Annotated in this window: 22 protein-coding genes and 1 riboswitch; of the genes, 13 read left to right on the top strand and 9 right to left on the bottom strand. The window is 71.8% G+C overall.

Going from position 1 to position 25,597, the window contains the following annotated elements; genetic code table 11:
* Positions 1 to 2: 2 nt before the first annotated feature.
* On the bottom strand, positions 3 to 809 hold the full coding sequence (locus tag JOL79_RS17495) for an SAM hydrolase/SAM-dependent halogenase family protein (RefSeq protein ID WP_307848580.1): 807 nt from the start codon (positions 807 to 809) through the stop codon (positions 3 to 5).
* 94 nt (positions 810 to 903) lie between these two features.
* Between JOL79_RS17495 and JOL79_RS17490 the strand changes: the two genes are divergently transcribed.
* The 3 genes from JOL79_RS17490 to JOL79_RS17480 are packed head-to-tail and all read left to right on the top strand — an operon-like array spanning position 904 to position 2,622.
* The gene (locus tag JOL79_RS17490) at positions 904 to 1,185 is read left to right on the top strand and encodes a DUF3263 domain-containing protein (RefSeq protein ID WP_210156880.1); all 282 of its coding nucleotides are present in this window, start codon (positions 904 to 906) and stop codon (positions 1,183 to 1,185) included.
* 15 nt (positions 1,186 to 1,200) lie between these two features.
* Positions 1,201 to 2,022 (top strand): trehalose-phosphatase, encoded by an 822-nt coding sequence (gene otsB / locus JOL79_RS17485; protein WP_210156879.1) that lies wholly within the window; start codon positions 1,201 to 1,203, stop codon positions 2,020 to 2,022.
* 9 nt (positions 2,023 to 2,031) lie between these two features.
* Positions 2,032 to 2,622: a hypothetical protein gene (locus JOL79_RS17480; RefSeq protein ID WP_210156878.1), complete on the top strand. Its 591-nt coding sequence runs from the start codon at positions 2,032 to 2,034 to the stop codon at positions 2,620 to 2,622.
* Here the strand turns inward: JOL79_RS17480 and JOL79_RS17475 are convergent.
* Positions 2,600 to 3,763, bottom strand: a complete 1,164-nt coding sequence (locus JOL79_RS17475) for an MFS transporter (protein ID WP_210156877.1) — start codon at positions 3,761 to 3,763, stop codon at positions 2,600 to 2,602. The genes JOL79_RS17480 and JOL79_RS17475 overlap by 23 nt on opposite strands.
* A 42-nt stretch (positions 3,764 to 3,805) precedes the next feature.
* On the bottom strand, positions 3,806 to 5,227 hold the full coding sequence (locus JOL79_RS17470) for an alpha,alpha-trehalose-phosphate synthase (UDP-forming) (RefSeq protein WP_210156876.1): 1,422 nt from the start codon (positions 5,225 to 5,227) through the stop codon (positions 3,806 to 3,808).
* Between the two features lie 103 nt (positions 5,228 to 5,330).
* Between JOL79_RS17470 and JOL79_RS17465 the strand changes: the two genes are divergently transcribed.
* The 5 genes from JOL79_RS17465 to groL all read left to right on the top strand — a co-directional run bounded on the left by JOL79_RS17465 (position 5,331) and on the right by groL (position 10,051).
* On the top strand, positions 5,331 to 5,882 hold the full coding sequence (locus tag JOL79_RS17465; RefSeq protein ID WP_210156875.1) for an RNA polymerase sigma factor: 552 nt from the start codon (positions 5,331 to 5,333) through the stop codon (positions 5,880 to 5,882).
* A 95-nt stretch (positions 5,883 to 5,977) separates the two neighbouring features.
* A riboswitch (SAM riboswitch) is annotated at positions 5,978 to 6,117 on the top strand.
* 14 nt (positions 6,118 to 6,131) lie between these two features.
* Positions 6,132 to 7,382, top strand: a complete 1,251-nt coding sequence (gene thrC / locus JOL79_RS17460) for a threonine synthase (protein WP_210156874.1) — start codon at positions 6,132 to 6,134, stop codon at positions 7,380 to 7,382.
* A 45-nt stretch (positions 7,383 to 7,427) separates the two neighbouring features.
* On the top strand, positions 7,428 to 7,703 hold the full coding sequence (locus JOL79_RS17455; protein WP_210156873.1) for a MoaD/ThiS family protein: 276 nt from the start codon (positions 7,428 to 7,430) through the stop codon (positions 7,701 to 7,703).
* Positions 7,704 to 7,959: 256 nt separating this feature from the next.
* Positions 7,960 to 8,160, top strand: coding sequence for a cold-shock protein (locus JOL79_RS17450; protein WP_030509192.1), 201 nt, complete (start codon positions 7,960 to 7,962; stop codon positions 8,158 to 8,160).
* Between the two features lie 268 nt (positions 8,161 to 8,428).
* A complete protein-coding gene (groL, locus tag JOL79_RS17445; protein WP_210156872.1) occupies positions 8,429 to 10,051 on the top strand; it encodes a chaperonin GroEL in 1,623 nt (540 codons plus the stop codon).
* Between the two features lie 136 nt (positions 10,052 to 10,187).
* On the opposite strand, the gene JOL79_RS17440 is transcribed toward groL, so the two are convergent.
* Both JOL79_RS17440 and JOL79_RS17435 read right to left on the bottom strand, forming a co-directional pair.
* Positions 10,188 to 10,898: a septum formation family protein gene (locus JOL79_RS17440; protein WP_210156871.1), complete on the bottom strand. Its 711-nt coding sequence runs from the start codon at positions 10,896 to 10,898 to the stop codon at positions 10,188 to 10,190.
* On the bottom strand, positions 10,895 to 12,904 hold the full coding sequence (locus tag JOL79_RS17435; protein WP_210156870.1) for a HelD family protein: 2,010 nt from the start codon (positions 12,902 to 12,904) through the stop codon (positions 10,895 to 10,897). Before JOL79_RS17435 ends, JOL79_RS17440 begins: the two co-directional genes overlap by 4 nt.
* A 118-nt stretch (positions 12,905 to 13,022) precedes the next feature.
* On the opposite strand from JOL79_RS17435, the gene JOL79_RS17430 reads away from it, so the two are divergent.
* The gene (locus JOL79_RS17430) at positions 13,023 to 13,328 is read left to right on the top strand and encodes a hypothetical protein (protein ID WP_210156869.1); all 306 of its coding nucleotides are present in this window, start codon (positions 13,023 to 13,025) and stop codon (positions 13,326 to 13,328) included.
* A gap of 263 nt (positions 13,329 to 13,591) precedes the next feature.
* On the opposite strand, the gene JOL79_RS17425 is transcribed toward JOL79_RS17430, so the two are convergent.
* Positions 13,592 to 15,247, bottom strand: a complete 1,656-nt coding sequence (locus JOL79_RS17425) for a DNA repair helicase XPB (RefSeq protein ID WP_210156868.1) — start codon at positions 15,245 to 15,247, stop codon at positions 13,592 to 13,594.
* 87 nt (positions 15,248 to 15,334) lie between these two features.
* Positions 15,335 to 17,746, bottom strand: a complete 2,412-nt coding sequence (locus JOL79_RS17420) for a helicase-associated domain-containing protein (RefSeq protein ID WP_210156867.1) — start codon at positions 17,744 to 17,746, stop codon at positions 15,335 to 15,337.
* 152 nt (positions 17,747 to 17,898) lie between these two features.
* Between JOL79_RS17420 and JOL79_RS17415 the strand changes: the two genes are divergently transcribed.
* Positions 17,899 to 18,297: a cold-shock protein gene (locus JOL79_RS17415; protein ID WP_210156920.1), complete on the top strand. Its 399-nt coding sequence runs from the start codon at positions 17,899 to 17,901 to the stop codon at positions 18,295 to 18,297.
* A 50-nt stretch (positions 18,298 to 18,347) separates the two neighbouring features.
* Here JOL79_RS17415 and JOL79_RS17410 read toward each other — a convergent pair whose 3' ends face one another.
* A complete protein-coding gene (locus tag JOL79_RS17410; RefSeq protein ID WP_307848579.1) occupies positions 18,348 to 19,619 on the bottom strand; it encodes an MFS transporter in 1,272 nt (423 codons plus the stop codon).
* A gap of 111 nt (positions 19,620 to 19,730) precedes the next feature.
* Between JOL79_RS17410 and JOL79_RS17405 the strand changes: the two genes are divergently transcribed.
* Together JOL79_RS17405 and JOL79_RS17400 are read left to right on the top strand one after the other, a co-directional pair.
* Positions 19,731 to 20,510: a DUF3027 domain-containing protein gene (locus JOL79_RS17405; protein ID WP_210156865.1), complete on the top strand. Its 780-nt coding sequence runs from the start codon at positions 19,731 to 19,733 to the stop codon at positions 20,508 to 20,510.
* Complete coding sequence (locus JOL79_RS17400; protein WP_210156864.1) at positions 20,503 to 23,523, top strand: sacsin N-terminal ATP-binding-like domain-containing protein; 3,021 nt, start codon at positions 20,503 to 20,505, stop codon at positions 23,521 to 23,523. Before JOL79_RS17405 ends, JOL79_RS17400 begins: the two co-directional genes overlap by 8 nt.
* Before the next feature lie 23 nt (positions 23,524 to 23,546).
* On the opposite strand, the gene JOL79_RS34100 is transcribed toward JOL79_RS17400, so the two are convergent.
* A complete protein-coding gene (locus tag JOL79_RS34100; protein ID WP_210156863.1) occupies positions 23,547 to 23,759 on the bottom strand; it encodes a DUF2530 domain-containing protein in 213 nt (70 codons plus the stop codon).
* Positions 23,760 to 23,874: 115 nt separating this feature from the next.
* Between JOL79_RS34100 and JOL79_RS17390 the strand changes: the two genes are divergently transcribed.
* Complete coding sequence (locus JOL79_RS17390) at positions 23,875 to 25,341, top strand: NCS2 family permease (protein ID WP_210156919.1); 1,467 nt, start codon at positions 23,875 to 23,877, stop codon at positions 25,339 to 25,341.
* Positions 25,342 to 25,597 lie beyond the last annotated feature (256 nt).

Raw genomic sequence — 25,597 nt, 5'->3', positions numbered from 1 at the left:
GATCAGCGTACGGGCGACAGCCGCACGTGGGCGCCCGGGGGAAGCCCCAGGCGCTCCGCGGCGTCACCGGCGTTGATCGCCACGGCGACCAGCCCGGCGGAGTCGGTGAACGCCACCAGATCGCCCGGCGGCACGGCCGTACATGTCTCGCGATAAGGGATGGAGAGCTGCCGGCGCCCCATCCAGACGGCGAGCGTGTCGCCCGGCCGGACCCCGAGCTCCGCCACGTCCGCGGCGGTGATCGACAGTTGCACGTTGCCGGCGTGGTCGATCGAGAGCACCTCGCCCTCGGCGGTGCCGTCCCGCAGGCGGCACGTCGGCGCGGGCAGGGCCACGAGACGGTCGACCGGCAGCTCCGCCCCCACCTCGGCCGGCGGACGTCCGGCGAGCAGGTGCGCGGCCACCGGGGCGTACACGTCACGGCCGAGGAACGTCGGCGAGATGCTCTCCAGGCACAGGTCCCGGTTGGCGATCTCGTACGCCGCCTCGGCGCCGCCCGCCTGGTGCACCGCCCAGGAGAGCACGCCGTTGTCGGGCCCCACGAAGGTCCGCCCGCCCGCCTGGACGACGACGCCCCGCCTGATGCCGCCCACGACGGGGTCGACGACGGCGAGATGGACGCCCGCGGGCAGGTAGGGCAGGGTCTGCGCGAGGATGGCGGCGCCACGCCGCACATCGCCCGCCGGGACCAGGTGGCCCACGTCGATGATCCGGGCCTCCGGCGCTATCCCGAGGATCACGCCGTGGCAGGCGGCGACGAAGCCGTCCTCCAGCCCGTAGTCGGTCAGAAGCGTGATTACACAGGTCACACCTGGTGACATTACGTGTGCCGATCCGGCCTGAACACCCCGGGTTCGCCTACTACGATGAGGACGGGCCCGGGAGCCCATCGAGGAGGAACGGATGGAGACCGAACCGGCCGGCGACGATGGGTTCACCCTCTCGGACCGTGATCGCGAGATTCTGGCCTTCGAACGCCAGTGGTGGCGGTACGCGGGGGCCAAGGAACAGGCGATCCGGGAGGCGTTCGGCATCTCCGCCACGCGGTACTACCAGTTACTCGGGGAGCTGATCGACCGGCCGGAGGCGCTGGAGCACGATCCCATGCTCGTCAAGCGCCTGCGCAGGATGCGGGCCAGCCGTCGGCGCGACAGGGCCGCCCGCCGCTTCGGAATGAGGCCGTGAGGCCGTGAGCTCGCGATGACCCTCCCCACCAACGACGGCCTCGACGCGATCATGGCCGACCCCGCCGGCGCGGTGATCGGGCTCGACTTCGACGGAACCCTCTCCCCGATAGTCGCCGACCCCGCCCAGGCGTACGTGCATCCCGAGGCCCCCGCCGTGCTCGCGGAGCTGGCCGGGCACGTCCGCGCCGTCGTGATCGTCACCGGCCGGCCGCCCGCCACGGCCCTCGCCCTCGGCGCCGCGCCCGCGGGGCCGTCCCTGGAGGACGTGCCCGGCCTCGTGATTCTGGGGCACTACGGGCTGGAGCGCTGGGAGGGCGGCCGGATCACCGCGCCGCCGCCGCCGGCCGGGCTCGACCTGGTCCGCGCGCGTCTGCCCGAGCTGGTCCGCGGCATGGACGGGGTCGTCATCGAGGACAAGGAACGGGCGGTCGCCGTCCACACCCGCCGCTCGCCCGACCCCGCGGCGGCGCTCGACGCCCTGCGCGAGCCGGTGGCCCGGCTCGCCGCGGACGCGGGGCTGGCCGTGGAGCCGGGCCGGATGGTGCTGGAGCTGCGGCCTCCGGGCATGGACAAGGGGCGGGCGCTGACCGCGTTCCTCACCGAGCGCGGGGCCCGGTCGGTGATGTTCGTGGGCGACGACCTGGGCGATCTGGCCGCCTTCGACGCGGTGGACGCGGCCGGCCTCCCGGGAGTCCGGGTGTGCAGCGGCTCCGCCGAGGTCACCGCGCTCGCCGAACGCGCCGACGTCGTGGTGGACGGCCCGGCGGGGGTGGTCGCCCTCCTCGGCGATCTGTGTGAAGCGATCGGCAAGCGGTCTGCAAGAGGCGCCTCCTAGCCTCCTCCCATGATGAAGAAGACCTTCACGGTCGCGTTGGCGGCGCTCGCCGTCCTGACGGTGCCGGCGGCCGCGTACGCGGGCGAAACCGGCGGCACCAAGCCCCTGCACCTGCGCAAGGGCCTCACGCTCACCATCCCGTCGTCGTGGAAGGTGACCGAGCGGTGGAAGGACTGGGTGCGGGTGGTGACCGGCCCCTGTCCCACGCTGGGCACCCAGGAGTTCGGCTTCCGCGACTCCGGCTGCCACAGCTTCTGGATCATGGGCCCCAAGGCCATCAAGGTGGGGCACGAGTTCTTCAACGCGTACACGCCGGACGGCCCGTTCTACCCGGCGACCGACGTCGGGCCGTGCCCGTACGACAAGAAGCTCTACATCGGCCACCTGAAGCTCGCGGCCAAGGGCCTGCGCCAGGTCGGGCCGGGCCACAAGGCCTACTACCGCGACTGGTCGGGCCAGTGCGTGACCCAGCAGACGTTCAAGGTCAAGGGGCACTTCAACCAGCGCGAATGGTATCTGCCCACCTCCAAGATCCTGGTGATCGACCAGTGGCGGACGCCGGGCCTCGGCGACATCCTCAGGCGGGCGACCTGGAGCTGAGCGTCCCTCCGGCGGCCAGCCCGATCAGGACGGGCGCCAGCAGGAACGCGGTGTGGGTGCCGAAGCCGTCGCCCAGCGCCCCCAGCAGGAACGGCCCCGCGGCGGCCCCCGCGCCGCCCCAGACGGCGGCGGCCGCGGCGGCCGCGTCGGGCCGGCCGGAGCTGAACCGGATGAGTCTCGCCAACGTCATGGGGAAGTGGACCGAGATGCCCATCCCGCTGAGGAACAGGCCGGAGTATCCGACCGGCGCGGCCGTGCCGGTCCAGAACAGCGCCCAGCCCATCAGCGTGAGCGCGAGCGCGCCGAGCAGCACCGTGGACGGCGGCAGGCGCAGGACGAGCCTGGCGCCCCAGAGGCGGCCCGCGGCCATGCCCGCCAGCATGGCGGTGAGGCCGGTCGCCGCGGCTCCCGCGGACAGTCCGGTCCGCTGCGCGAACAGGTCGGCGGCCCACAGGTTGAACGTGAACTCCAGCGCGGTGCAGCACAGCAGGACGGCGCAGGTCAGGTGGAAGCGCCATCCGTACGGGACGCGGGCCCCGGCTGGCGCGGCGGCCGTGCCGGCGGCGGCCGGACTGACCGGCACCCACACCCTGCCCATGGTCACGGCCAGCAGCGCGGTCGCCACGAGCGGGATGAGCAGGGCCGGCCGCCAGCCGATCGCGGACGTGGCGGCGAGGCTGAACACATATGTGACGCCGATCCCCGTGGCCACGGCGACGGCGTTGGCCTCGCTGATCGCGGCCGGTCCGGCCGGGCCGTGATGGTCGCTCAGCACCGCCATCGCGGTGAACAGGACGACGCAGCTCGCGGCGCCCGCCAGCAGGTATCCCGCCAGGGTGAACGGCAGGGCGTGACCGGAGGCGACAAGCAGCACGCCGGCGTCCATCGCGGCCAGGCCGGCCCACCCGGCCGTACGACGGCCGAACCGGGCGGTGAGCGTGGTCAGGGCGAACCCGCCGGTGACGCCGCCGGCCGCCATCGCGGTGCCGTGCAGGCCGGCGACGGTCTGCGAGACGCCGAGCTCGGCCCTGAGCAGGGGGAGCGCGGCCGAAAGGCCGTAGAGATACGTGGCGAAGGTGGCGAGCTGGAGATAGATCAACCAGGTCGGTCGATCGCGGTTGAGCGCAGTCGTGGGCTCCAAAACCAGCCAAGATTAACTCGGCCCGCCGATCCCGGAAAGGGCCTAGCCGAGCGCGTGGAGCTGGTCCTCGAACCAGCGGTGCGGAGGCAGCGCGGTGGCCGCCTCCCGCAGCCGAGTGCCCCGGCGGGCCCGCTCCTCCTCCGGCATCGTGAGGGCGAGATACAGCGCGGTGGCCGTGCCCGAGATGTCGAACGGGTTGACCAGCAGGGACTCGGGCCCGAGCTCGGCAGCGGCGCCGGCCTCGCGCGAGAGCACGAGGGCGCACCGCGGCGCCAGGATCGGGCCCTCCTTGGCCACCAGGTTCATGCCGTCCCGGATGGGGTTGACCAGCAGCACGTCGGCCAGCCGGTAGGCGGCCAGCGACCGGGGATAGTCGTCGTGGACGTTCAGGATCAGGGGGTCCCAGTCGTCGGTGCCGTACTCGTCCTCGATCTCCTTGGCGCATCGCTGCACCGCCGCCGTGTACTCGCGGTACTCCGGCAGGTCGTGCCGGGAGGGATAGGCGAACGCCAGGTGGACCACCCGGCCGTGCCACTCGGGGTGCGCGGCGAGGAACTCGCGGTAGGCGTTCAGCCCGCGGACGATGTTCTTGGACAGCTCGGTCCGGTCGATGCGGACGATCAGCTTGCGGTCGCCGACCAGGTCGCGCAGCGCCGCGACGTGCGACTCGACGTCGGGCTCGGCCGCCCGGGCCACCAGCGCGTCGCCGTTCACGCCCAGCGGGTGTACCCCGATGCGGGTCGTGCGGCCCTCGTGCGTCACGGTGCGGGCGTCGTGGTCGACCCCGGCCCCGAGGAACGCCGCGCAGCAGTCCATGAAGGCGCGCGCCCACCGGGCGGTCAGGAAACCCGCGTGGTCGGCGCCGAGGATGCCGCCGAGGACCTCGGCCGCCACGTCGTCGGGGAGCAGCGAGAAGTACTCCGGCGGGGCCCAGGGGGTGTGGGAGAAGTGCGCGATCCGCAGATCGGGACGCTCGACGCGGAGCATCGCCGGGGTCAGGGTGAGGTGGTAGTCCTGCACCATCACCCGGGCGCCGTGCGCGGCCTCCTCCGCCAGCGCGAGCGCGAACGCCCCGTTGTAGTCGCGGTACGACTCCCACTCGCGGCGGAACCGGGTGCCGAACTCGGGGGAGAGGGGCGTGTCGTAGAGCAGGTGGTTGACGAACCACAGGGTCGAGTTGGCGACCGCGTTGTACGCGCGGTGGAAGACGGCGGGCGGCATGTCGAGCATCCGGACCGGCCGGGTGTCGAACGCCCGGTCCAGCCGGCCCGCGGGGGCGAGACGCGCGGCGCCGCGGTCGCCGTCGGACAGCGCGGCGCACACCCACAGCATGTCGCCGGCCGAGGCCACCTCCGACAGCCCCGAGACCAGCCCGCCGCCGCCCCTGCGCATCGTCAGCGCGCCGTCGTCCGACCGGGTGAAGGACAGGGGACCCCGGTTGGAGGCGATCAGAACCGTGCTCATGTTCCGCTCCCCCGGGACTGTACGGTCACGCATGCCCGAAGATTAATAAAAGCCGACCTCCATCAATAGGATGCCAAGCGATCGCGGAAGGGCCTGATTCGGGATGGCACTGGACGAGACGACCGAGGAACTGGCCCGATCGGCAGCCAAAGGTGATCACCGTTCGCTCGGCGAGCTGCTCCGCCGGATCGAGCCCGACGTGCTGCGGCACTGTGAGCGGCTCCTACCGTACCGGCAGGACGCGGAGGAGGCCGCGCAGGACACGCTGCTCGCCGTGGCGCGCAACATCGGCAGATTCGAGGGGCGGGCCAGGTTCAGCACCTGGCTGCACATCGTCACGGTCAACTGCGCGCGCACCACATACCGCACGCTGAGGCGGCGCGCGTCGGAGCAGGCCGAGGAGCTGACCGACCAGCGGCCCGACCCCCGCCGGGTCAGCGTGATCGCGGGATCGCGGCTCGACCTGCTGGACGCGATGGAGGCGCTGGAGGCCGAGCGGCCCGAGCTCGCGCAGGCGCTGGTGCTGCGCGACATCTGCCAGCTCGACTACAGCGAGGTAGCCGCGCAGTTAGGTATCCCTCTGGGGACGGTCAAGTCGCGGATCCACCAGGCACGCAGGTACGTGCAGAGCGCGCTCGGCGACGCCTATGGGTGATACAAACCGTTCCGGAATCTGAGACGGCGGATCGGACACCGGGGACGCCGGGGTACAGTGCTAGGGACCCGTCACGGCGGGTCGACAAGTGAACATGCTCATCCAGAGGGGTGGAGGGACCGGCCCTGCGAAGCCCCGGCAACCCTCCCGGTGCTGCGCTCGTGTCCACGAGGCCCGGCCGGGACAGGTGCCAATTCCGGCTCGTGACCAGGGTGGTCGCGAGCGAAGATGAGGGAAAGGCCTCGCTTCATGGTGCACCCCAACGCTGTAGAGTTCGGCCCCGCGACCGGTCTGTCCTGCCGTGAGTGCGGCGCCCTGTATGAGCTCGGCCCGAGCTTCGCCTGTACGGAGTGTTTCGGGCCACTTGAGGTGGCGTACGACTTCGGTACGGTCCGGCGCGCGGACATCGAATCCGGGCCGGCGAACATCTGGCGGTACCGTTCCCTGCTCCCCGTCCCTGTCGACGTCGAGACCAAGCCGAACCTCCAGCCTGGCTGGACGAAGCTGGTCAAGGCCGACAGGCTGGCCGCCGAGCTCGGCATGCGGTCGCTCTACGTCAAGGACGACTCGGGCAACCCCACCCACTCCTTCAAGGACCGGGTCGTCGCCATCGCCGTGGAGGCCGCCCGGACCTTCGGCTTCCACACCCTCTCGTGTTCCTCCACCGGCAACCTCGCCGGGGCTGTCGGCGCCGCCGCGGCGCGGGCGGGACTCGACTCCTGCGTGTTCATCCCCGCCGACCTCGAGGCGGCCAAGATCACCATGGCCTCCGTCTACGGTGGCCGCCTGGTCGGCATCGAGGGCACCTACGACGAGGTGAACCGCTTCTGCTCGGAACTGATCGGCGACGAGCTGGGCGAGAAGTGGGGGTTCGTCAACGTGAACCTCCGTCCCTACTACGCCGAGGGGTCCAAGACCCTGGCGTACGAGATCGCCGAGCAGCTCGGCTGGCGGCTCCCCGAGCAGATCGTCATCCCGGTCGCCTCGGGATCGCAGCTGACCAAGGTGGACAAGGGCTTCCGGGAGCTGGTGAAGCTCGGGCTGGTCGAGGACCGGCCGTACAAGATCTTCGGTGCGCAGGCCGAGGGCTGCTCTCCTGTCTCCCGGGCGTACAAGGCCGGGCAGGAGGTCGTGCAGCCGGTCAAGCCGGACACCATCGCCAAGTCGCTGGCCATCGGCAACCCGGCGGACGGGCCGTACGTGCTCGACATCGCCCGGCGCACGGGCGGAGCCGTCGAGGACGTGACCGAGCGCGAGATCGTGGACGCGATGCGGCTGCTCGCCCGGACCGAGGGCGTCTTCGCCGAGACCGCCGGCGGTGTCACCGTGGGCGTGCTCACCAAGCTCGTCCGCGAGGGCGGCCTCGATCCCGAGGCCGAAACCGTGGTGCTGAACACCGGCGACGGGCTCAAGACGCTCGACGCGGTGGCCGAGCACGCGCGTCCCAGCGCGGTCATCCGGCCCTCTCTGGCCGCATTCCGTACGGCTTTCGCCAACTGAATGCGTTTCCCCGGGCCCATCCGAAGCAACGAAAGCGAGTCAACAATGAGCGTTTCTGTACGGATTCCGACGATTCTGCGGACGTACACCAACGGAGTGGCCGAGGTATCCGCGGAAGGCGGAACCCTGCGCGAGGTCCTCCAGAAGCTGGACACCGACTACCCGGGCATCGGCGGCAGGATCCTGGACGATACGGGCAAGATCCGGCGTTTTGTCAACGTCTACGTTGGTGAAGAGGACGTCCGATTCGCCGAGGGTCTGGACACCGCGACTCCCGACGGCGTACAGGTCTCGGTCATTCCCGCCGTGGCGGGAGGATGAGCCGAGCGCACCCCCCGAACAGCTGACATGCACTTCTATCGTTGTAGAAGTCATTCGACGCAGTCGGACGTGGTGTAATAATCAACTATCGAGTAGTAAAGTTAATAATCTCGGATCCTGCTTTGAGCGAACACCGCGAAGTAGTTTGCGGATTGACTCTGTTGTCCTAAGCCTTGACACGGGTATGGTCGAAGACGATCGACGAAACCGGGGGCTTCTTGTGCGTGGTCCCCAGCCCAGCAAGAGGAGTCGGAAAGTGGCGCAGGGCACCGTCAAATGGTTTAACGCGGACAAGGGCTACGGCTTCATCGCGGTAGACGGTGGAAAGGATGTGTTCGTCCATTACTCGGCAATCATGATGGACGGCTACAAGGCCCTTGAGCAGGGTCAGCGTGTGGAGTTCGACATCACGCAGGGTCAGAAGGGCCCGCAGGCGGAGGCGGTCCGGGCCGTCTGATCCCGTCAACGACTATGAGGAGGCCCGGCCCGCGGCTCGCGGGGCCGGGCCTCACGCTTACCTGGGGCATACCGTCCAAGCTGGTCAGAAGCGCTTCCGCTTGCACTCGCAGGGGTAGAGTGCTAAATAGTTGGTTGGCACTCTGAGGTCGAGAGTGACAACAACCGGATCGAGGCGATGGGGCCCGCGAAGGGATGGCGGGCCCATGCCGTCGCGGGCGTCGGCTCGGTCCGCTGCACGCCACCCTGCTACTGGGAGGTCTAGCCTTATGGCAGCCAAGATGATCGCGTTTGACGAGGACGCCCGGCGCGGTCTCGAGCGCGGCATGAACCAGCTCGCCGACGCCGTGAAGGTGACCCTCGGCCCGAAGGGCCGGAACGTCGTGCTGGAGAAGAAGTGGGGCGCCCCCACGATCACCAACGACGGTGTCTCCATCGCCAAGGAGATCGAGCTCGAGGACCCGTGGGAGAAGATCGGCGCCGAGCTCGTCAAGGAGGTCGCGAAGAAGACCGACGACGTCGCCGGTGACGGCACCACCACGGCCACCGTGCTCGCCCAGGCGCTGGTGCGCGAGGGTCTGCGGAACGTCGCCGCGGGCGCCAACCCGATGTCCCTGAAGAAGGGCATCGAGGCGGCTGTCGAGCGGGTCAGCGAGGAGCTGTCCAAGCTCGCCAAGGACGTGGAGACCAAGGAGCAGATCGCCTCCACCGCCTCCATCTCCGCCGCCGACTCCGAGATCGGCTCGCTCATCGCCGAGGCGATGGACAAGGTCGGCAAGGAAGGCGTCATCACCGTCGAGGAGAGCAACACCTTCGGCCTGGAGCTTGAGCTCACCGAGGGCATGCGCTTCGACAAGGGCTACGTCTCCGGTTACTTCGTCACCGACCCCGAGCGCATGGAGGCCGTCTTCGAGGACGCCTACATCCTCATCGTCAACTCGAAGGTCTCCGCCAACAAGGACCTGCTGCCGCTGCTCGACAAGGTCGTGCAGTCCGGCAAGCCGCTGGTCATCATCGCCGAGGACGTCGAGGGCGAGGCCCTCGCGACCCTGGTCGTGAACAAGATCCGTGGCCTGTTCAAGTCGGTCGCCGTCAAGGCCCCCGGCTTCGGCGACCGCCGCAAGGCCATGCTGGGCGACATCGCCACCCTGACCGGTGGCCAGGTCATCTCCGAGGAGGTCGGTCTCAAGCTCGAGAACGCCACCCTCGACCTGCTCGGCCGCGCCCGCAAGGTCGTCGTCACCAAGGACGAGACCACGATCGTCGACGGCGCCGGTGACGCCGAGCAGATCGCCGGCCGCGTGAACGAGATCCGCGCCGAGATCGAGCGCACCGACTCCGACTACGACCGCGAGAAGCTCCAGGAGCGCCTCGCCAAGCTGGCCGGCGGCGTGGCCGTCATCAAGGCCGGCGCGGCCACCGAGGTCGAGCTGAAGGAGCGCAAGCACCGCATCGAGGACGCCGTCCGCAACGCGAAGGCCGCGGTCGAGGAGGGCATCGTCCCCGGCGGTGGCGTGGCCCTGCTGCAGGCGGGCGCCAACGCGTTCGACAAGCTCGAGGTCAACGGCGACGAGGCCACCGGTGCCGCGATCGTCCGCAAGGCCCTTGAGGAGCCGCTGAAGCAGATCGCCGTCAACGCCGGCCTCGAGGGCGGCGTCGTGGTGGAGAAGGTCCGCAACCTGCCCGCGGGCGAGGGCCTCAACGCCGCGACCGGCGAGTACGTCAACATGTTCGAGTCGGGCATCATCGACCCGGCCAAGGTGACCCGCTCGGCGCTGCAGAACGCGGCGTCCATCGCGGCGCTGTTCCTCACCACCGAGGCCGTCATCGCCGAGAAGCCCGAGAAGGAGAAGGCCCCCGCCATGCCCGGCGGCGGCGACATGGACTTCTAGTCCACGTCGTGGTCCATCTTCTGGGCCACGTCGGCGACACCGTCGCCGGTCTTCGTGAGGGGCGGTTCCGGTTCACCCGGGGCCGCCCCTTCGCCGTCTCGTCTTCCGCTGTCCGTCTTTCGCCGTTCCGCCGGGGTCACCGTGACAGGCGCGACCTGAGCGGCGCTCCGTTGAGATCGGTCACCATGCAGCTGACGGTGCGGCTGACCTCCCAGGCCGCCTTGCTCGGCGGTGTGAACGTGCGGACCTCGAGATGGCTGAGCTCGGGGTTGCCTGCCAGGGCCGCCCTCATCCGCTGGATGCACTGCCGCATCGCCGTGCGGATGACCTTCTCCTTCCCCGGCCACGCGGAGGCGGGCAGCCTGAACTGGTCGCCCACCTCGGCCTCGTGCGGCTTCCCGCACGGCACGAGCCGGACGGCGCCAATCATCTGGCGGCCGACCAACTCGGACAGGCAGTCGCCCGTTCTGACGGTCAGGATCGAGATCAGATCCTTTGGCGGGGGGCTCGGCGCGGGCGGGCGCATCCGGAGCGCCAGTGTGCCGGGTGCCGCCGCGGCCGGCTGGGGGGAGCCGGCGTGGCCCGTGTAGAAGCCCGCATAGAGGACGGCGGCCGCCGCGACCCAGACGCCGGACAGGACCAGCCCGGCGACGGCCAGGCCGCGCCCTCTGCCGCCGTGACGGCGGATCCGTACCAGCGCGGCGACGCCGCACGCGACGGAGAGCGGCACCGCGCTGAGAGCGCCCGCCACGAGCGCCGTGACGGCCAGGCGGCTCACGCGCGGTGGCGGGGGCACCTCTCCAGGAGGTGGATAGGGCGGCCCATAGGGCGGGTCGGAAGCGCTCAAGCCAGTTCCTCGGGCAGGTCCAGGGCGTGCACGACGGTCAGGGATGTGACGGCCCGGGTGAGGACGACGTAGAGCCGGGCGCGTCCCCGCTCCTCGGCCGCCACGATGTCCGCCGGTTCCACGACGATCACGTGATCGTACTCGAGGCCCTTGGCGAGGCTCGCGGGCACGACGAGCACCCGCTCCTCCCCGGTCGAGTCGGGGCCGAGGACGCCGTGCGCGACCCCCTCCAGGGCGGCCGAGACGGCGGGGACCGACGCGTCCGCGGCGATGACCCCGATGGAGCCCTCGCGGCCGAGGACGGCCCGTACGGCCTCGGCGACGGCGGGGCCCGTGTCGGCGGCGCCTGTGGCGGCGGGGTCCGCGCCGGTGACCCGCCGTACGGTCAGGGAGCCGGCGCCCGGCCGCAGCGAGCGGGGCGCGGCCAAGTCAGGAGCGACCGACGGCAGCAGCCGCGCCGCGTAGTCGAGGACCTCACGCGGCACGCGGAAGCCGAGGGTTAGCTCGGTGACCTCGCCCGCCGGCTGGCCGAGGTGGTCGAGCACGGTCTTCCACGACCGCGCCGACCACGGCGTGGTCCCCTGCGCCAGATCGCCGAGCACGGTGGCCGAGCCGGTACGGCACCGCCGGCCGAGTGCCCGCAACTGCATGGCGGACAGGTCCTGGGCCTCGTCGACGACGATGTGACCGTGGGACGGGGTCCGTTCGATGAGATCGGCCAGTTCGTCGAGCAGGGCGGCGTCGGCGGCCGACCACTTGGCCGACCGGTGGGACTTGTAGGGCTTGCGCCAGAGCAGCGACTCCTGCTCCTCGGCGGACAGATCCGCGCGCGCGGCCCTGGCGAGGAAGCCGGCGTCGGACAGCAGGCGGAAGAGCACCTGTTCGGGGGTGAGCTTCGGCCATACGGCGTCGACGACGGTCTTGACCGGCTTCGACCTGGCCACCGAGTCCTGCACCCGGTCGTCGGGCGACTCGCCGCGCCGTTCCATCTGCACCAGCACGGCGTGGGCGAGCCGCTGGGCCAGCGCCGCGCGGCCGGCGCCGTAACGGGTGGTGCCGCGGAGCCCGGCGACGATCTCGCGGACCTCGTGGTCCGGCACCCGGTAGCGGTTCACGCCCTTGGTGACCAGCACGCCCTCCTCCGGCTTGGTCACGTGTAGCCACAGTGCGCGCTCCAGCACGGCGGCCATCCGGGCGTCGCCCTTGACCGCCGCCACCGCCGGATCCTCGGGGTGCCCGTGATCGCCGAGGATGCCGGCGACCGTGGTCTGGTCGACCCTGACCTCACCGAGGGCGGGCAGCACCGAGGAGATGTAGGACAGGAAGGCGCGGTTCGGCCCGACGATCATCACGCCCGAGCGGGACAGCTTCTCCCGGTGGGTGAACAGCAGGTAGGCCGCCCGGTGGAGCCCGACCGCGGTCTTCCCGGTGCCGGGCGCGCCCTGCACGCAGACCGTGACGCCGAGGCCGGATCGGACGATCTCGTCCTGGTCGGGCTGGATCGTCGCCACGATGTCGCGCATGGGCCCGGTGCGGGGCCGCTCGATCTCCTCGGTGAGGAGCCGGCTCTGTCCGAGGCTGCGGCCGTCGAGCGGCTCGTCCTCGTACGCCGTCAGGTCACCGCCCTGGTATCCGAACCGGCGGCGCAGCGCCACGCCCATCGGATCGGCCGGGCTGGCCTGGTAGAAGGCTCGGGAGACCGGGGCCCGCCAGTCGATGACGAGCGGCCGGCTGCTGTCGTCGTGCACGTGCCGCCGGCCGACGTACACGGTCGGGGGCAGGTCGTCGTCGGCCGCCCGGTCGAGGCGGCCGAAGAACAACGGGGTGTCCGGGTGATCGGCCAGCGCCGCCACCCGCTGGTCGAGCAGGCCCTGCAACACCTGCTGGGACACCCAGTCGCCCGCGGCATCGGCGGACAGCGAGCGGGCGTGCTCGCGCATCGCCCGGAGCGCGGCGCGGGACGCCGCCAGGTGGGCGCGCTCGGCGCCAAGCACGTCTGTGGGCATGCGGAAGCTCCTGTCGGCAGGCAACGGGAAACACAAGAGCCTACCGATGGCCGGTGGAATGCCGAAACGGTATTTCTTCCGCGTGTCGTGGAGACACGGCCCGGGTATCTGAATCCGGGTGACGCGCACCTGGGTTCCGCCCGCGCTGCCGATGGTGGCGTGCCTGCTGCTCGCCGGGCTGTGGGGGATGTCGACCTTCGACGGCTGGGTGCAGAACGCCTTCTGCTCGGGCGCCTCGTCGTCCCTGGAGTGCGGTGACCGGCTGGCGCTGGTGAGCACGGTCTCCGCCGGGGTCGCGCTGTTCGCCGGCATGACGACGGCGGCCGGCTGGATCGGGCGGCGGGACGACCTGCTGGGCGTCGCCGTGGCGGCGTGGCTGGTCGCGGTGGGCGTTCTGTTCGTCGGCGGCATCGCCGTTCAGTAGCCCCGCCACCGGTGGACGGCTCCCGGGTCAGGGCTGGAGGGTCAGGCGCGCGTCAAAAGCTGGGCAATTTTTAGTGATTTATCCAGACATATGGGGTATGTCCGCCAGCATGGTCAGAGGTGCGGGGGCATGTCGCGAGGAGGTGATCCGGTGATCCGGCCCGAAGGAATCTCCTGGGTCTAGTCCGCCAGGAGCGGCCGCACCCGGCGAGGTCGGTCTCGCCGGGTTCTCGGTGCCGGTGGGTTCTCGGCGCCGGAGGGACGCTACCGCGCGGGGTCCTCCTCGCCGATGTCGTCGGCGTCGACGATCTGGTACGCGTAGCCCTGCTCGGCCAGGAACCGCTGCCGGTGCGCGGCGAACTCCTGGTCGACGGTGTCGCGGCTGACGATCGAGTAGAAGCGCGCGCCGCCGCCGTCCGCTTTGGGACGCAGCACCCGGCCGAGCCGCTGCGCCTCCTCCTGCCGCGAGCCGAACGTGCCGGAGACCTGGATCGCGACGGACGCCTCCGGCAGGTCGATGGAGAAGTTGGCCACCTTCGACACCACGAGGACGTTGATCTCCTTGTCGCGGAAGGCCTGGAAGAGCCGTTCCCGCTCGCGCACCCGGGTCTCCCCCTTGATCACCGGCGCGTCCAGGTGTTCGCCCAGCTCGTCGAGCTGGTCGATGTACTGCCCGATGACCAGCACCTGCTCGTCCCCGTGCCGCCGTACGAGAGCCTCGGTGACCCTGGTCTTGCTCGGCGTCGTGGAGCAGAACCGGTAGCGCTCCTCGCTCTCGGCCATCGCGTAGGCCAGACGCTCCTCGTCGCTCAGCGTCACCCGCACCTCCACGCAGTCGGCGGGGGCGATCCAGCCCTGGTTCTCCATCTCCTTCCAGGGCGCGTCGTAGCGCTTGGGCCCGATCAGGGAGAACACGTCGCCCTCCCGGCCGTCCTCCCTGACCAGGGTTGCGGTGAGCCCGACGCGGCGGCGGGCCTGCAGGTCCGCGGTCATCCGGAAGATCGGCGCGGGCAGCAGGTGGACCTCGTCGTACACCACGAGGCCCCAGTCGCGCGCGTCGAAGAGCTCCAGGTGCCGGTACGTCCCCTGCCGCCGGGTGGTCATGACCTGGTAGGTGGCGATGGTGACCGGGCGGATCTCCTTCTTGGTGCCCGTGTACTCGCCGATCTCGTCCTCGGTCAGCGAGGTGCGGCGCAGCAGCTCCTGCTTCCACTGGTGGGCGGAGACGGTGTTGGTCACCAGGATCAGGGTCGTCGCCTTGGCGTGGGCCATCGCGGCGGCGCCGACGATCGTCTTGCCCGCGCCGCAGGGCAGCACCACCACTCCCGAGCCGCCGTGCCAGAACGCGTCGGCCGCCTCCTTCTGGTACGGCCGCAGCGTCCAGCCGTCCTCCCGCAGGTCGATCGGGTGGTGCTCACCGTCCACGTAACCGGCGAGGTCTTCGGCCGGCCAGCCCAGCTTGAGCAGCGCCTGCTTGATGTTGCCGCGCTCCGAGGGGTGGACGGCCACCGCGTCCGGGCTGAACCGCTCGCCCAGCATCGGCCGTACTTTCTTGGAGCGCAGCACCTCCTCCAGCACGGCCCGGTCGGTGGTGGTGAGGGTCAGCCCCTGGATCGGGTGCTTCTCCAGCCGCAGCCGGCCGTACCTGGCCATGGTCTCGGCGATGTCCACCAGCAGCGCGTGCGGAACGGGATAGCGGCTGTAGCCGATCAGGGCGTCGACGACCTGCTCCGCGTCGTGCCCGGCCGCCCGCGCGTTCCACAGCGCGAGGGGCGTCACGCGGTAGGTGTGGACGTGCTCGGGCGCGCGCTCAAGCTCCGCGAACGGCGCGATGGCCTTGCGGCACTCGCCGGCCCTCTCGTGGTCGACTTCCAGCAGCAGCGTCTTGTCCGACTGAACGATCAGCGGCCCGTCATTCACAGCCCACTCCCTTGTACGGCTACCGCTTATCAAACAAGAGATCGAGCATAATCAGTCCCGGTTTTACCCAGACCAGGGGAGATCGGCTCAGCCGCCGTATTCGGTCACCCCGGTGATCCGGTGCAGCGCGAACCGGTGGACGGTCGCCCTGGTCTCGTCGTACGCCGTGAGATAGCCGCCCTCCAGCCGGGCCGGTTCGAGGATGCGGCTGGTCGCGTGGCCCTGGGAGTCGAGATAGCCGATCCACACCCGTGACCCCTGGCGGATCGCCTCCTGGAGCGCCTGGATCGCGTCGGTCGACCGCGTGCGCGGCACCTGGCCGTCGGGGGCGCCCGACGGGCGCCGGTGGGCCCGGTGCGCCTCGTCGCCCGCGCGCATCGCCCGCACGGCGGCGGCGGCGACGTCGGCGTCGGGGCCGCTCCCGCCCGCGGGCCGGGACGGGAGCCGGCCCTCGGTGCGCCGGGCGTCGGCCCGCGCCACCACCACATCGCCCTCAAGCGACTCGGCGACGGGCGCGTACCCCATGGCCCGCAGCGAGTCGACGAGACCCGCCCGGGACGTCTTCGACGCCAGCACGGTGGGCGCCAGCCTGCGCAGCCGCAGCAGGCCGGCCCGCTTGTCGGCCAGCACCTCGTCGAGCAGCGCGGGGTCGTCGCACCGGACGTACGACGAGGCGGTGCCCACCCGGATGCGGCCGTGCCGGCGGGCCACGTCGGTCACGAGGTAACGCAGCGGCTGGGGGACGCCTGTGGCGGAGTGCTTCTCCAGCATGGCGAGCAGGTCGTCGGCGGACTGCCCGGCGTCGAGCGCGCGCCGGACCGACCGCTCGCCGAACCGATAAACGGTCGCGCCGCCCTTCGACTCCACATCGGCCGCCAGCGCGAGCCAGCGGCCGAGGTCGGTGGTCAGCGGGCCCGGCGCGACGGCCGTGAGGTCGGCCTGGAGCAGCACGTGGTCGACCGGCTCGGGCAGCAGCGTCGCGAGCAGGGCGGACGCGCGGCCGTCCGCGTCGGGGAGGCCGTCGATCTGCGCGAGGGCGCGCCCGTGCTCGGACAGCACGCCGAGCCCGGTCAGCCCGATGTGCTCGGCCTCGCGCAGGGCGAACTCGGCCAGCTGATCGCGCAGGGCGGCCCGGCGGCGCGGCTGCTCCCAGGCCAGCCGCGCCAGTACGGACCCGGGGTCGGGGGCGAGCCCGGGGGGCGCGGCCGCGAGCACGGCGAGCGTGCGCGCCCGCACCTGGGCGACGCCCGGCCTGCGCAGGTCGGCGTGCAGGGCGTTGAGCGGGCGGTCGCGGTCGTCCCGGCCGCCGATCAGGCCGGGCACGCGGTCCATCGCCAGCCACGCCGTGGCGAGCACGGTCCAGCGGTCCTCCGTGGCCCGCACCCGCCAGGAGTCGTATCCGTTCGTCGGCAGCCACTCGCCCTCGCCCGCCGCGACGAGCCCGGCCGCGTGGGCCACCTCCACGATCAGCCCGGCCGCCCATTCGGGCAGGTCCAGAAGTTGCGCCGTCCTCCTGAGATCGCGGACGGCGAGACCACCCGTGCGCAGCACGCCGGGCGGGTCGGCGCTCCACAGCTCGCACAGCTCCTCGACGGCGCGGACGAACGCGAACGCCTGCCCCGCCGCCGTGCGGTCGGCGAGCGCCGGGCCGCGGGCCGTGCCGGTGAGCTCAGGAGGACAGGGGGAAAGGTCACGGTGGATCCGGCCGTCCCGGAGGAAGAGGGCGACCTCGCGGGGGAGCGCCACCGTCTCCTCGCCGGTCGCGCCGAGCAGGCCGCGAGCGAGGAGCTGCTCGATCGGCGACTGGGCGGAGGCGGCCGTCACCTCGCGGTGGGCGTTGGGCAGCCGTCCGGTCGGCGGGCCCCAGGCGAGCTCCTCCAGCGCTGCCCTGGCCTGCGGCGAGACCTCGCCGACCAGCCGGGCGACCGTCGCGTCGTCGGCCAGGAGCGCGGTCAGCCGATCTCTCGGCGCCTGTCCGTCTCGTGCCGACGCCGCCGCCCCGGTCGCGCCGCGGGCGCCGGCGACGTCGGCGAGGATCGCCTCGATCCGCTCCGGCGGGTGATGGCGGAAGACCTCGGCGGCCGGCGGCCCGAGGGCGGCGGGCGGGTCGAGGGCCTCGGCGACCCCCGGAGCCGGTCGCAGCGCCGGGCCGCTGTCGTGGACCAGCGCCCGGGTGCGGAGCCGTTCGAGCGCCTCGTCGAGCGCGTGGTCGAGCGCGGACTCCGCGCCCTTCCCTGCGGCGGCACGGGCGAGCGGAGCGCGCAGGTCGTCCCGGGTGACCGGCGGGGGCCGCAGGATCAGGGTCTCCAGCACGGAGAGCGTGAACCGGTCGAGGCGGTCGAGCGCCCGGCCGACGGCCGAAGGGGTGCTCGCCCGGGCCGCCAGGGCGTCCATGTGGGCGGGAACGGGCGTGACGAGTTCGGGCCGCGCCGCCACGAGCGTCCGCAACTGGCCGTCGGAGCGGCCGCGCAGCCACTCGGTGAACTCCGTGCCCGTCATCGCTTCCATCGTATGGCTCGGTTTCACGAGAAGGCCGGATGTGGAATCCCGATGGGAAGCGGCTTACTCCCTCAGGAGTGGGTCCACGTGGGGCCTGTGTGGGCATAACCTACATCCATCACCTTCACGACAGTCTGAACGAGGTCACCCCTGTGCCGAGTGGCAAGGTCAAGTGGTACGACGCCGACAAGGGTTTCGGTTTCCTCACGCGCGACGACGGCGGTGAGGTATTCGTGCATTCCTCCGCTCTGCCGAAGGGTATCGAGGCCCTTAAACCCGGGCAGAAAGTCGAGTTCGGTGTGGCTGAGGGCCGCCGGGGGCAGCAGGCCCTGTCGGTCCGGGTGCTTGAGCAGCCGCCTACGCTGGCCAAGGCCGCCCGGCCGAAGGCGAAGCGGAAGAAGCCGGACGAAATGGTGGTCATCGTCGAGGACTTGATCAAGCTCCTGGACGACGTCTCCAACTCCTATCAGAGGGGCAAGCACCCCGACGCGCCGCACGCCAAGAAGGTGGCGACCGTGCTGCGCGCCGTCGCGGACGACCTCGACGCCTGATCCGGCAGCGTCAGGCCCGGTCAGGCCCGGTCAGGCTCGGTCAGGCTCGGTCAGGCCGTGTCGGGGCGGGCCTCCAGGCCCGTCGTACGCGGCCTGCGGCGGCGCCGGGTGGCGACGAGCCAGGCCAGGCAGGCGACGAGCCCGGCGGAGACCACCCCGAACCCGGCCGGGCCTCCGACGAAGAGCGACATGACCAGGCCGAGCAGGCCGCCGGCCACCCAGGCGATCTGCAGCAGCGTCTCCACGAGGCCGAAGGTCGAGGAGCGCACGTGCTCCCCGACGTCGCGCTGCACGATGGCGTCGAGGGCCAGCTTGCCGAGGCCCTGGGCGAACGCTCCCACGAGCGCGACCACGGCGGCCGTCCACAGGTCGAAGGCGACCGCTGCGGCGGCCGTGGTGACGGTCGCGGCGGCGAGCGTCGCCAGCACGGTCAGCCGTGGTGATCGCGACCGGGTCCACGAGCCCAGCGCGGCCCCGGCGAGGCCCCCGCCGCCCGCCGCCGCGGCGAGCAGTCCAAGCGCCACCTTCTGGTCGGTGTCGCGCAGGTGGCCGTCCTGCACGAGGAACAGCAGGAAGAACACGAGGAAGCCCGACTGCACACGGATGGCCGCGTTGGCGATCAGCGCGTCGCCGACCGCCCGTCCCGTGGAGAGCATGCTCGCCAGGCGTCGCGGCTCGTGACCCGCGAGTTCCAGGTCGGGCGCGTCGACGTGCCGCGGGAGCCGTACTGCGAAGACCCCGGAGGTGAGGAACAGCGGCACGGCCACGCGCAGCAGCCAGTCGGGGCCGGTGAGGGCCACGAATCCCGATGCCGCGCCCGCGCCCGCCCCGGCCGCGACCAGGGCGAAGAGCGCGACCCGGGCGTTCGCGGTGACGAGCGGGATGTCGGCGGGCAGGACGCTCGGCATGATCGCCGCCCGTGACACGTTGTAGGCCTTCGACAGAACCAGCACCGCCAGGGCCGAGGGAAACAGCGTGATGGCGTCGGAGGAGTGGACCGCCCCGGCCATCCCCCAGCACAGCAGTCCCCGGGCGAGCAGCGTGCCCGCCATGATGTAGCGGCGTCCCGAGCGCAGCCGGTCGAGCACCGGCCCGACGAAGGGCGCGACGACCGCGAACGGCAGCATCGTGATCAGCAGATAGAGGGCCACCTGGCCGCGGGCCTGGCCCACCGGCAGCCGGAAGAGCAGCGCCCCCGCCAGGGCCACGGTGATCAAGGCGTCCCCCGCCGAGTGGGCGGCGGTCAGCTCGATCAACCGGCCGAGACCGGTGCGGCCCGCTCCGTGCGCGTGGGTGAGCCTGCGGGTAGCCCTCGCGGGCACGCCCACGGCATGGATAACGTTCGTCCAAATATTCACCATAGGCGCCGACAGTCCTTCCAGCATTCCCATCGAGCCGGTGCGGTCCGCTCGCGTCGTGGGTGAAAATGGAGTGTGAGTCGTACCCGAATCCGCAGCACTCCAGTCGACCCGGCCTGTGCCGCGGCGGTCGACCTGGCACGCCAGGCCGCCGACGAGATCGCTCGCCCCGGCGAGGTGGGAGAGCATCTCGGTTTCGACGGCGAGGGTGACCGGGTGGTGACCCACTACTTCGAGTGTCTGGATCGCGCCTACACGGGCTGGCGCTGGGCCGTCACCGTCAACCGGGCCTCCCGCGCCAGGAACGTCACGGTGAGCGAGACCGTGCTGCTGCCCGGCTCCGGCGCGCTGCTCGCGCCGCGATGGGTGCCGTGGAACGAGCGACTCCTTCCCGGCGATCTCGGCGTGGGCGACCTGCTGCCGGTCGAGGCCGACGACGACCGGCTGGTTCCCGGCTCCCTGGCCGGAGACGATCTCGACCAGCAGATGGTGTTCGAGCTGGGCCTCGGCCGGGCCCGGGTGCTGTCGCCCCTCGGCCGCGACCTCGCCGTGCGCCGCTGGCACGCGGGTGACGCCGGCCCGCACGCCCCGATCGCGCACGCCGCCCCCGCGCAGTGCTCCACCTGTGGCTTCTACTGGCCCCTCGCGGGCGCGCTGCGGGTCGGCTTCGGTGTCTGCGCCAACGAGTACGCGCCGGACGACGGCCGGGTGGTCTCGGCCGATCACGGCTGCGGCGCCCACTCGGAGGCGACGGCCGTGCCGTCCATGGTGGTGGACGCGTCACCTCCGATCCTCGACGACATGGGCTACGACGTCGTCGAGCCGGTCGCGGCGGACATTCCTGATCATGAGTGACTTCTTCGAGACCGCGCGGCTGCGCGAGACGGTGCTCGCGGCCTGGGCGGCGTCGCCCGCCCGCTTCCGCGAGGACGCGAACGCCGAGGAGGACTTCGCCCTCGGCGGCTACCGTGACCGGCTCGTCGTGGAGCTGGCCCAGAACGCCGCGGACGCCGCGCTGCGCGCGGGGGTGCCGGGCCGGCTGCGGCTGACGCTGGACGGCGACGTCCTGCTCGCCGCCAACACCGGGGCCCCGCTCGACACCGCCGGTGTCGAGGGCCTGTCCACGCTGCGCGCCAGCGGGAAGAAGGACGAGGCGGGCGCGGCCGGGCGCTTCGGCGTCGGCTTCGCCGCCGTGGTGTCCGTGACGGACGCGCCCTCCGTCGCCTCCCGGAAGACCGGTGGTGTGCGCTGGTCGCGGGAGGAGACCACCGCTCTGGTCGCGTCCCGGCCCGAGCTCGCGGCCGAGCTGGCCGGCCGGGACGGCCACGTGCCGCTGCTGCGCCTGCCCCTGCCCGACGACTCCCTGCGGGTGCCCGACGGTTTCGACACCGTCGTACGGCTCCCGCTGCGCGACTCCGCCGCCGTGGACGCCGTACGGCGGATGCTGGAGGAGGCCGGGCCGGCGCTGCCGCTGGCCCTGCCGGCCCTGGAGGCCGTCGAGATCGAGATCGGCGGGAGCGAGCGGACCATCTCGGCCGGCGGCTGGCACGTCGTCACCGAGTCGGGCGCCTACACTCCCGAGCAGGTGGCCGAGCTGTTCGCCGACCGCCCCACCGAGGAGCGCGCCCGGCCGTACTGGGAGGTCCGCTGGGCCGTCAAGCTCGACGCCGGGTCGGGCGAGCCGATGATCCGGGCCAGGGACACCGGCGTGCCGCGCGTGGTGCACGCGCCGACGCCCAGCGACGAGCCGCTCGACCTGCCCGCGCTGCTCATCGCCACGTTCCCGATGACGACCGACCGGAGGCACGTCGCCTCGGGACCGCTCACCGACTTCCTCGTGACCCGTGCGGCCGAGGCGTACGTCCGGCTGCTGGGGGAGCTGCCGAAGACCCCGGCCCTGCTCGACCTCGTCCCCGGCCTCATGGGCAAGGGACGGCTCGACGCGGCGATCCGGCGCGAGATCATCGAACGGCTCCCCGGCACACCGCTGCTGCCGGCCATGTCGGGTGTCCTGCCGGGCAGCGAGGCGAGGGCGGTCCTCGGCTCGCAGGAGTTCCTCGACACGATCGCCGAGATGGTGCCGGGGCTGCTGCCCTCGGGCTGGGCGACGCGGCATCCCGCCCTCGCCACGCTGGGCGTCCGCCGGGTGGAGATCGCGGACGTCGTCGACATGCTCTCGGGCGACGCCGTCGCCGACGCCACCCCGTCGTGGTGGCGGTCGGTCTACGCCGTGCTGCCCGCCGACGACCTGGAGTCGATCGCGGCGATTCCCGTGCCGCTCGCCGACGGCCGCCTGGTCAGGGGCCCGCGAGGCACGCTCATCCTGTCCGGGGAGTCTTCAGGGTCTTCGGCCTTTTCGGGGGATTCGGCCGGGCCGTCCGCGACTCCGCACGCTCTCGACCCCGCCCTGCTCGCCCCGCTCGGGCTGCGGATCGTCCACCCCGACGCCGTCCATCCGCTGCTGCTGCGGCTGGGTGCGGCAGAGGCGACCCCGCGTACGGTCCTGGAAGACCCGCTGACCCACGCGGCGGTGTCGGAGTCGCTCGACAGCGCGGATCCGGAGCCCGTCGCCCAGGCCGTCCTCGCCCTGGTGGACGCGGCCGGGCTGACCGCGGGGGAGGCGCCCTGGCTGGCCGAGCTGGCCCTGCGCGGCGCCGACGGCGAGCTCTACCCCGCGGGTGAGCTGCTGCTGGCCCAGGGGTCGCTGGCCGGGCTGATCGACCCGGAGGTGCCGTTCGGGGTGGCGGCGCCCGATCTGGTGGACAGGTACGGCCCGGCCGTGCTGGCCGCGACCGGCGTGCTCGACGGCTTCGCCGTGGTCAACGACGCGGACGTGCTGCTCGATCCCGCCGAATGCGACCACGAGCTCGACCTCGAGGACGAGTGGATCGAGGCCGTCCTCGACCTGCTGCCCGACCTCGACGTGCCGCCCGTCGCCCTGGAGTTCACGGCGGTGCGCGACCTCGAATACGTGGCCGACTGGCCGTCCGCGCTCGCCCTGCTGTCCCGGCCGCCGCTGCGAGCCGCGCTGCGCCCGTTGCGGCTGATCGTGTCCGGAGAGACCGTCGAGGTCCCGTCGTACACGGCGTGGTGGCTGTCAAGGCATCCCGTGGTCGACGGCCGCCGTCCCACGTCTCTGCGGCTCCCCTCGGGCGACCCACTGCTGTTCGGCCTGTACGGCGACGCCCCCGCCGCGGTGGACGAAGAGGCGCTGAAGCTGATCGGCGTCCGGTCGACGCTCGACGAGCTGCTCGCCTCGCGTGGCGGGCCGGAGGAACTGCTCGATCTGCTGGCGGACGCGTCCGTCGAGGTCGACCGCGCGCAGCTGCGGGGGCTGTGGACGGCGATCGCCGGCGTCGACCCGTCGCGGGTGAGCCCTCCCACGGCCGTACGGGCGGTGCTGAAGGGGCAGGTCACCGTGGCCGACGTGGAGGACGGGCCGGTCGTCGTGGAGGCGCCCGACCTGCTGGCCCTGGTCGAGGACCGGCCGCTCGTGCTCGCGCCGTTCGACCTGGCGGAGGCCCTCTCCGAGGTGCTCGACCTGCCGCTCGTCGGGGAGATCGTCGCCGGGGCCGTGACGTCGTCGGGAGCCGAGAAGCCCGTCCCGGCCGAGGTCCGCTCGCTGCTCCCGTCCGCTCCGCTGACGTACGTCGAGCACGACGAGCTGCTGGTGGACGGCAGGCCCGTGCCGTGGCGCTTCTTCGAGGGCAAGGTCCACGCGTCCGGGGTCGAAGGGCTGGCCCGCGGCCTGGCCTGGGCCGCCGGTCAGTGGACCGATCGGCTTGCGGTCGCCGCCCTTCTGCGGGAGCCCGCCAGGGTGCCGCTGCTGCTCGCAGAGGCCGATCTCGACCCCGTGACGCCCGTCTGACCTGGCCGGTCACGGATTGCTGGTCAGAGGCGGGAGTTGCGGCGCCTGATGTAGAGGAGGCCGAACAGACCGAGGCCCACGCCCGCGGCGCAGGTGAGGATCGGCTGGGAGTCGTCCGGGCGGATGACCAGTGCCGTGACCGCGAGGGCGACGGCCCACAGCGCCGTACCGATCAGGACCGTCAGGGCGTCCTGCGTCTTGAGGGGTTCGGGGTCGGGCCGACGCGGCTCAGTCACAGCGACAGCCTACCCGGTGGGAGATTTGTGACGAATCAGTCACAATAGGACAACGCTGGCTGCGGCGGTCTTTTCGCCGCCGGTGACGGGCTGTCACTCTGCGCGCGTGACTGACATGACCCCCGGTTTCCTCGATCGTTACTTCTCGATCTCGGCTCGCGGATCCACCGTGGGCCAGGAGGTGCGCGGCGGCTTCGCCACGTTCTTCACGATGGCCTACATCGTCGTGCTCAACCCCATCATCATCGGCACGGTCGCCGACAAGACCGGCCAGTTCCTGGGGGACTCGGACCATCCGCAGCTGGCGCTCGTCGCCGCGGCGACCGCGTTCGTGGCGGGCATCCTGACCATCGCCATGGGCGTCTTCGGCCGGGTGCCCTTCGCGCTCGCGACCGGTCTGGGGTTGAACGCGTTCGTGGCCTTCGGCATCGCCAGCCAGGTGTCCTGGGAGGACGCCATGGGACTGGTGGTCCTTGAAGGAATCGTCATCGCCATCCTGGTGGCGACGGGCTTCCGCGTGGCGGTTTTCCATGCGATACCGGAGCAGCTGAAGACCGCGATCAGCGTCGGAATCGGCCTGTTCATCGCGTTGATCGGCTTTGTGGACGCCGGGTTCGTCCGGCGGATGCCCGACGCGAGCAACACGACGGTCCCGGTCAAGCTCGGCGTGCTGGGCAACGGCTCGCTGACCGGCTGGCCGACGCTCGTCTTCGTCGCCGGCCTGCTCGTGATCGCGTTCCTGGTCGCTCGCAAGGTCAGGGGCGCCATCCTGCTCGGCATCGTCGGGACGACCATCCTGGCCATCGTCGTGGAGGCCATCGGCAAGATCGGCCCCCAGGTCGCGAACGGCAAGCCGGTCAACCCGAACGGGTGGAGCCTGACCGTGCCCACCTGGCCGTCCAAGGTGCTGGGTATGCCGGACCTGTCGTTGCTCGGGCAGTTCAGCCTGTTCGGGAGCTTCAGCAAGATCGGCGGCGTCGCGGCGGTCATGTTCGTCTTCACCCTGATGCTGGCCGACTTCTTCGACACGATGGGCACGATCGTCGGGGTCGGCCGGCAGGCGGGACTGGTCAAGGAGGACGGCACCGTCGAGCGGACCCGCGAGATCCTGCTGGTCGACTCCCTGGCTGCCGCCGCCGGTGGCGCCGCGAGCGTCTCGTCCAACACGACCTACATCGAGTCGGCGGCCGGGGTCAGCGAAGGCGCCAGGACCGGCCTGGCCAGCGTGGTCACCGGACTGCTCTTCCTGCTCGCCATGTTCTTCGCGCCGCTGACCGACATCGTGCCGTTCGAGGCCGCGACTCCCGCTCTCGTGATCGTCGGGTTCCTGATGATGACGCAGGTCAAGGAGATCGACTTCAGCGACCTCGAGACCGCGATCCCCGCGTTCCTGACGATCGTGCTGATGCCGTTCACCTACTCGATCACCGCCGGCATCGGCGCGGGGTTCGTGAGCTTCGTCCTCATCAAGGCGTTCCGCGGCAAGGCGAAGGAGATCCACCCGTTGCTGTGGCTGGTGGCGGCGCTCTTCGTCGTCTACTTCGCGCTCGAGCCCATCAAGAGCCTGCTCGGGCTCAGCTGACGCCTTCGTTGCGTCGTCGCCTGGAACGGCCGGGGCCGCGGCCCCGGCCGTTCCAGGCGGCCTCGTTTCGGGGGCGCTGGTCCGGGGCCCGGGGGTTCGGTGGTGGGCTGGCTGGGTCGGTGGATTCTCGGCCGGTTGGGTCGGCCGGTTGAGTCGCTGGGTTCGCCCGGGGCGGCGGGTTGGCGTCGTTCGCCGGCGCGGCGGTGAGCCGGCTGGCCCCCGTCCGCTTTGCGCCCACGTCGGGCGTCGGGGATTG

The organism is Microbispora oryzae, from assembly GCF_017896165.1.
In the GTDB taxonomy this organism is placed as follows: Bacteria; Actinomycetota; Actinomycetes; order Streptosporangiales; family Streptosporangiaceae; genus Microbispora; species Microbispora oryzae.
The sequence above is the reverse complement of the archived record's forward strand: the minus strand, read 5'-3'. Positions and strand labels throughout refer to the sequence as shown.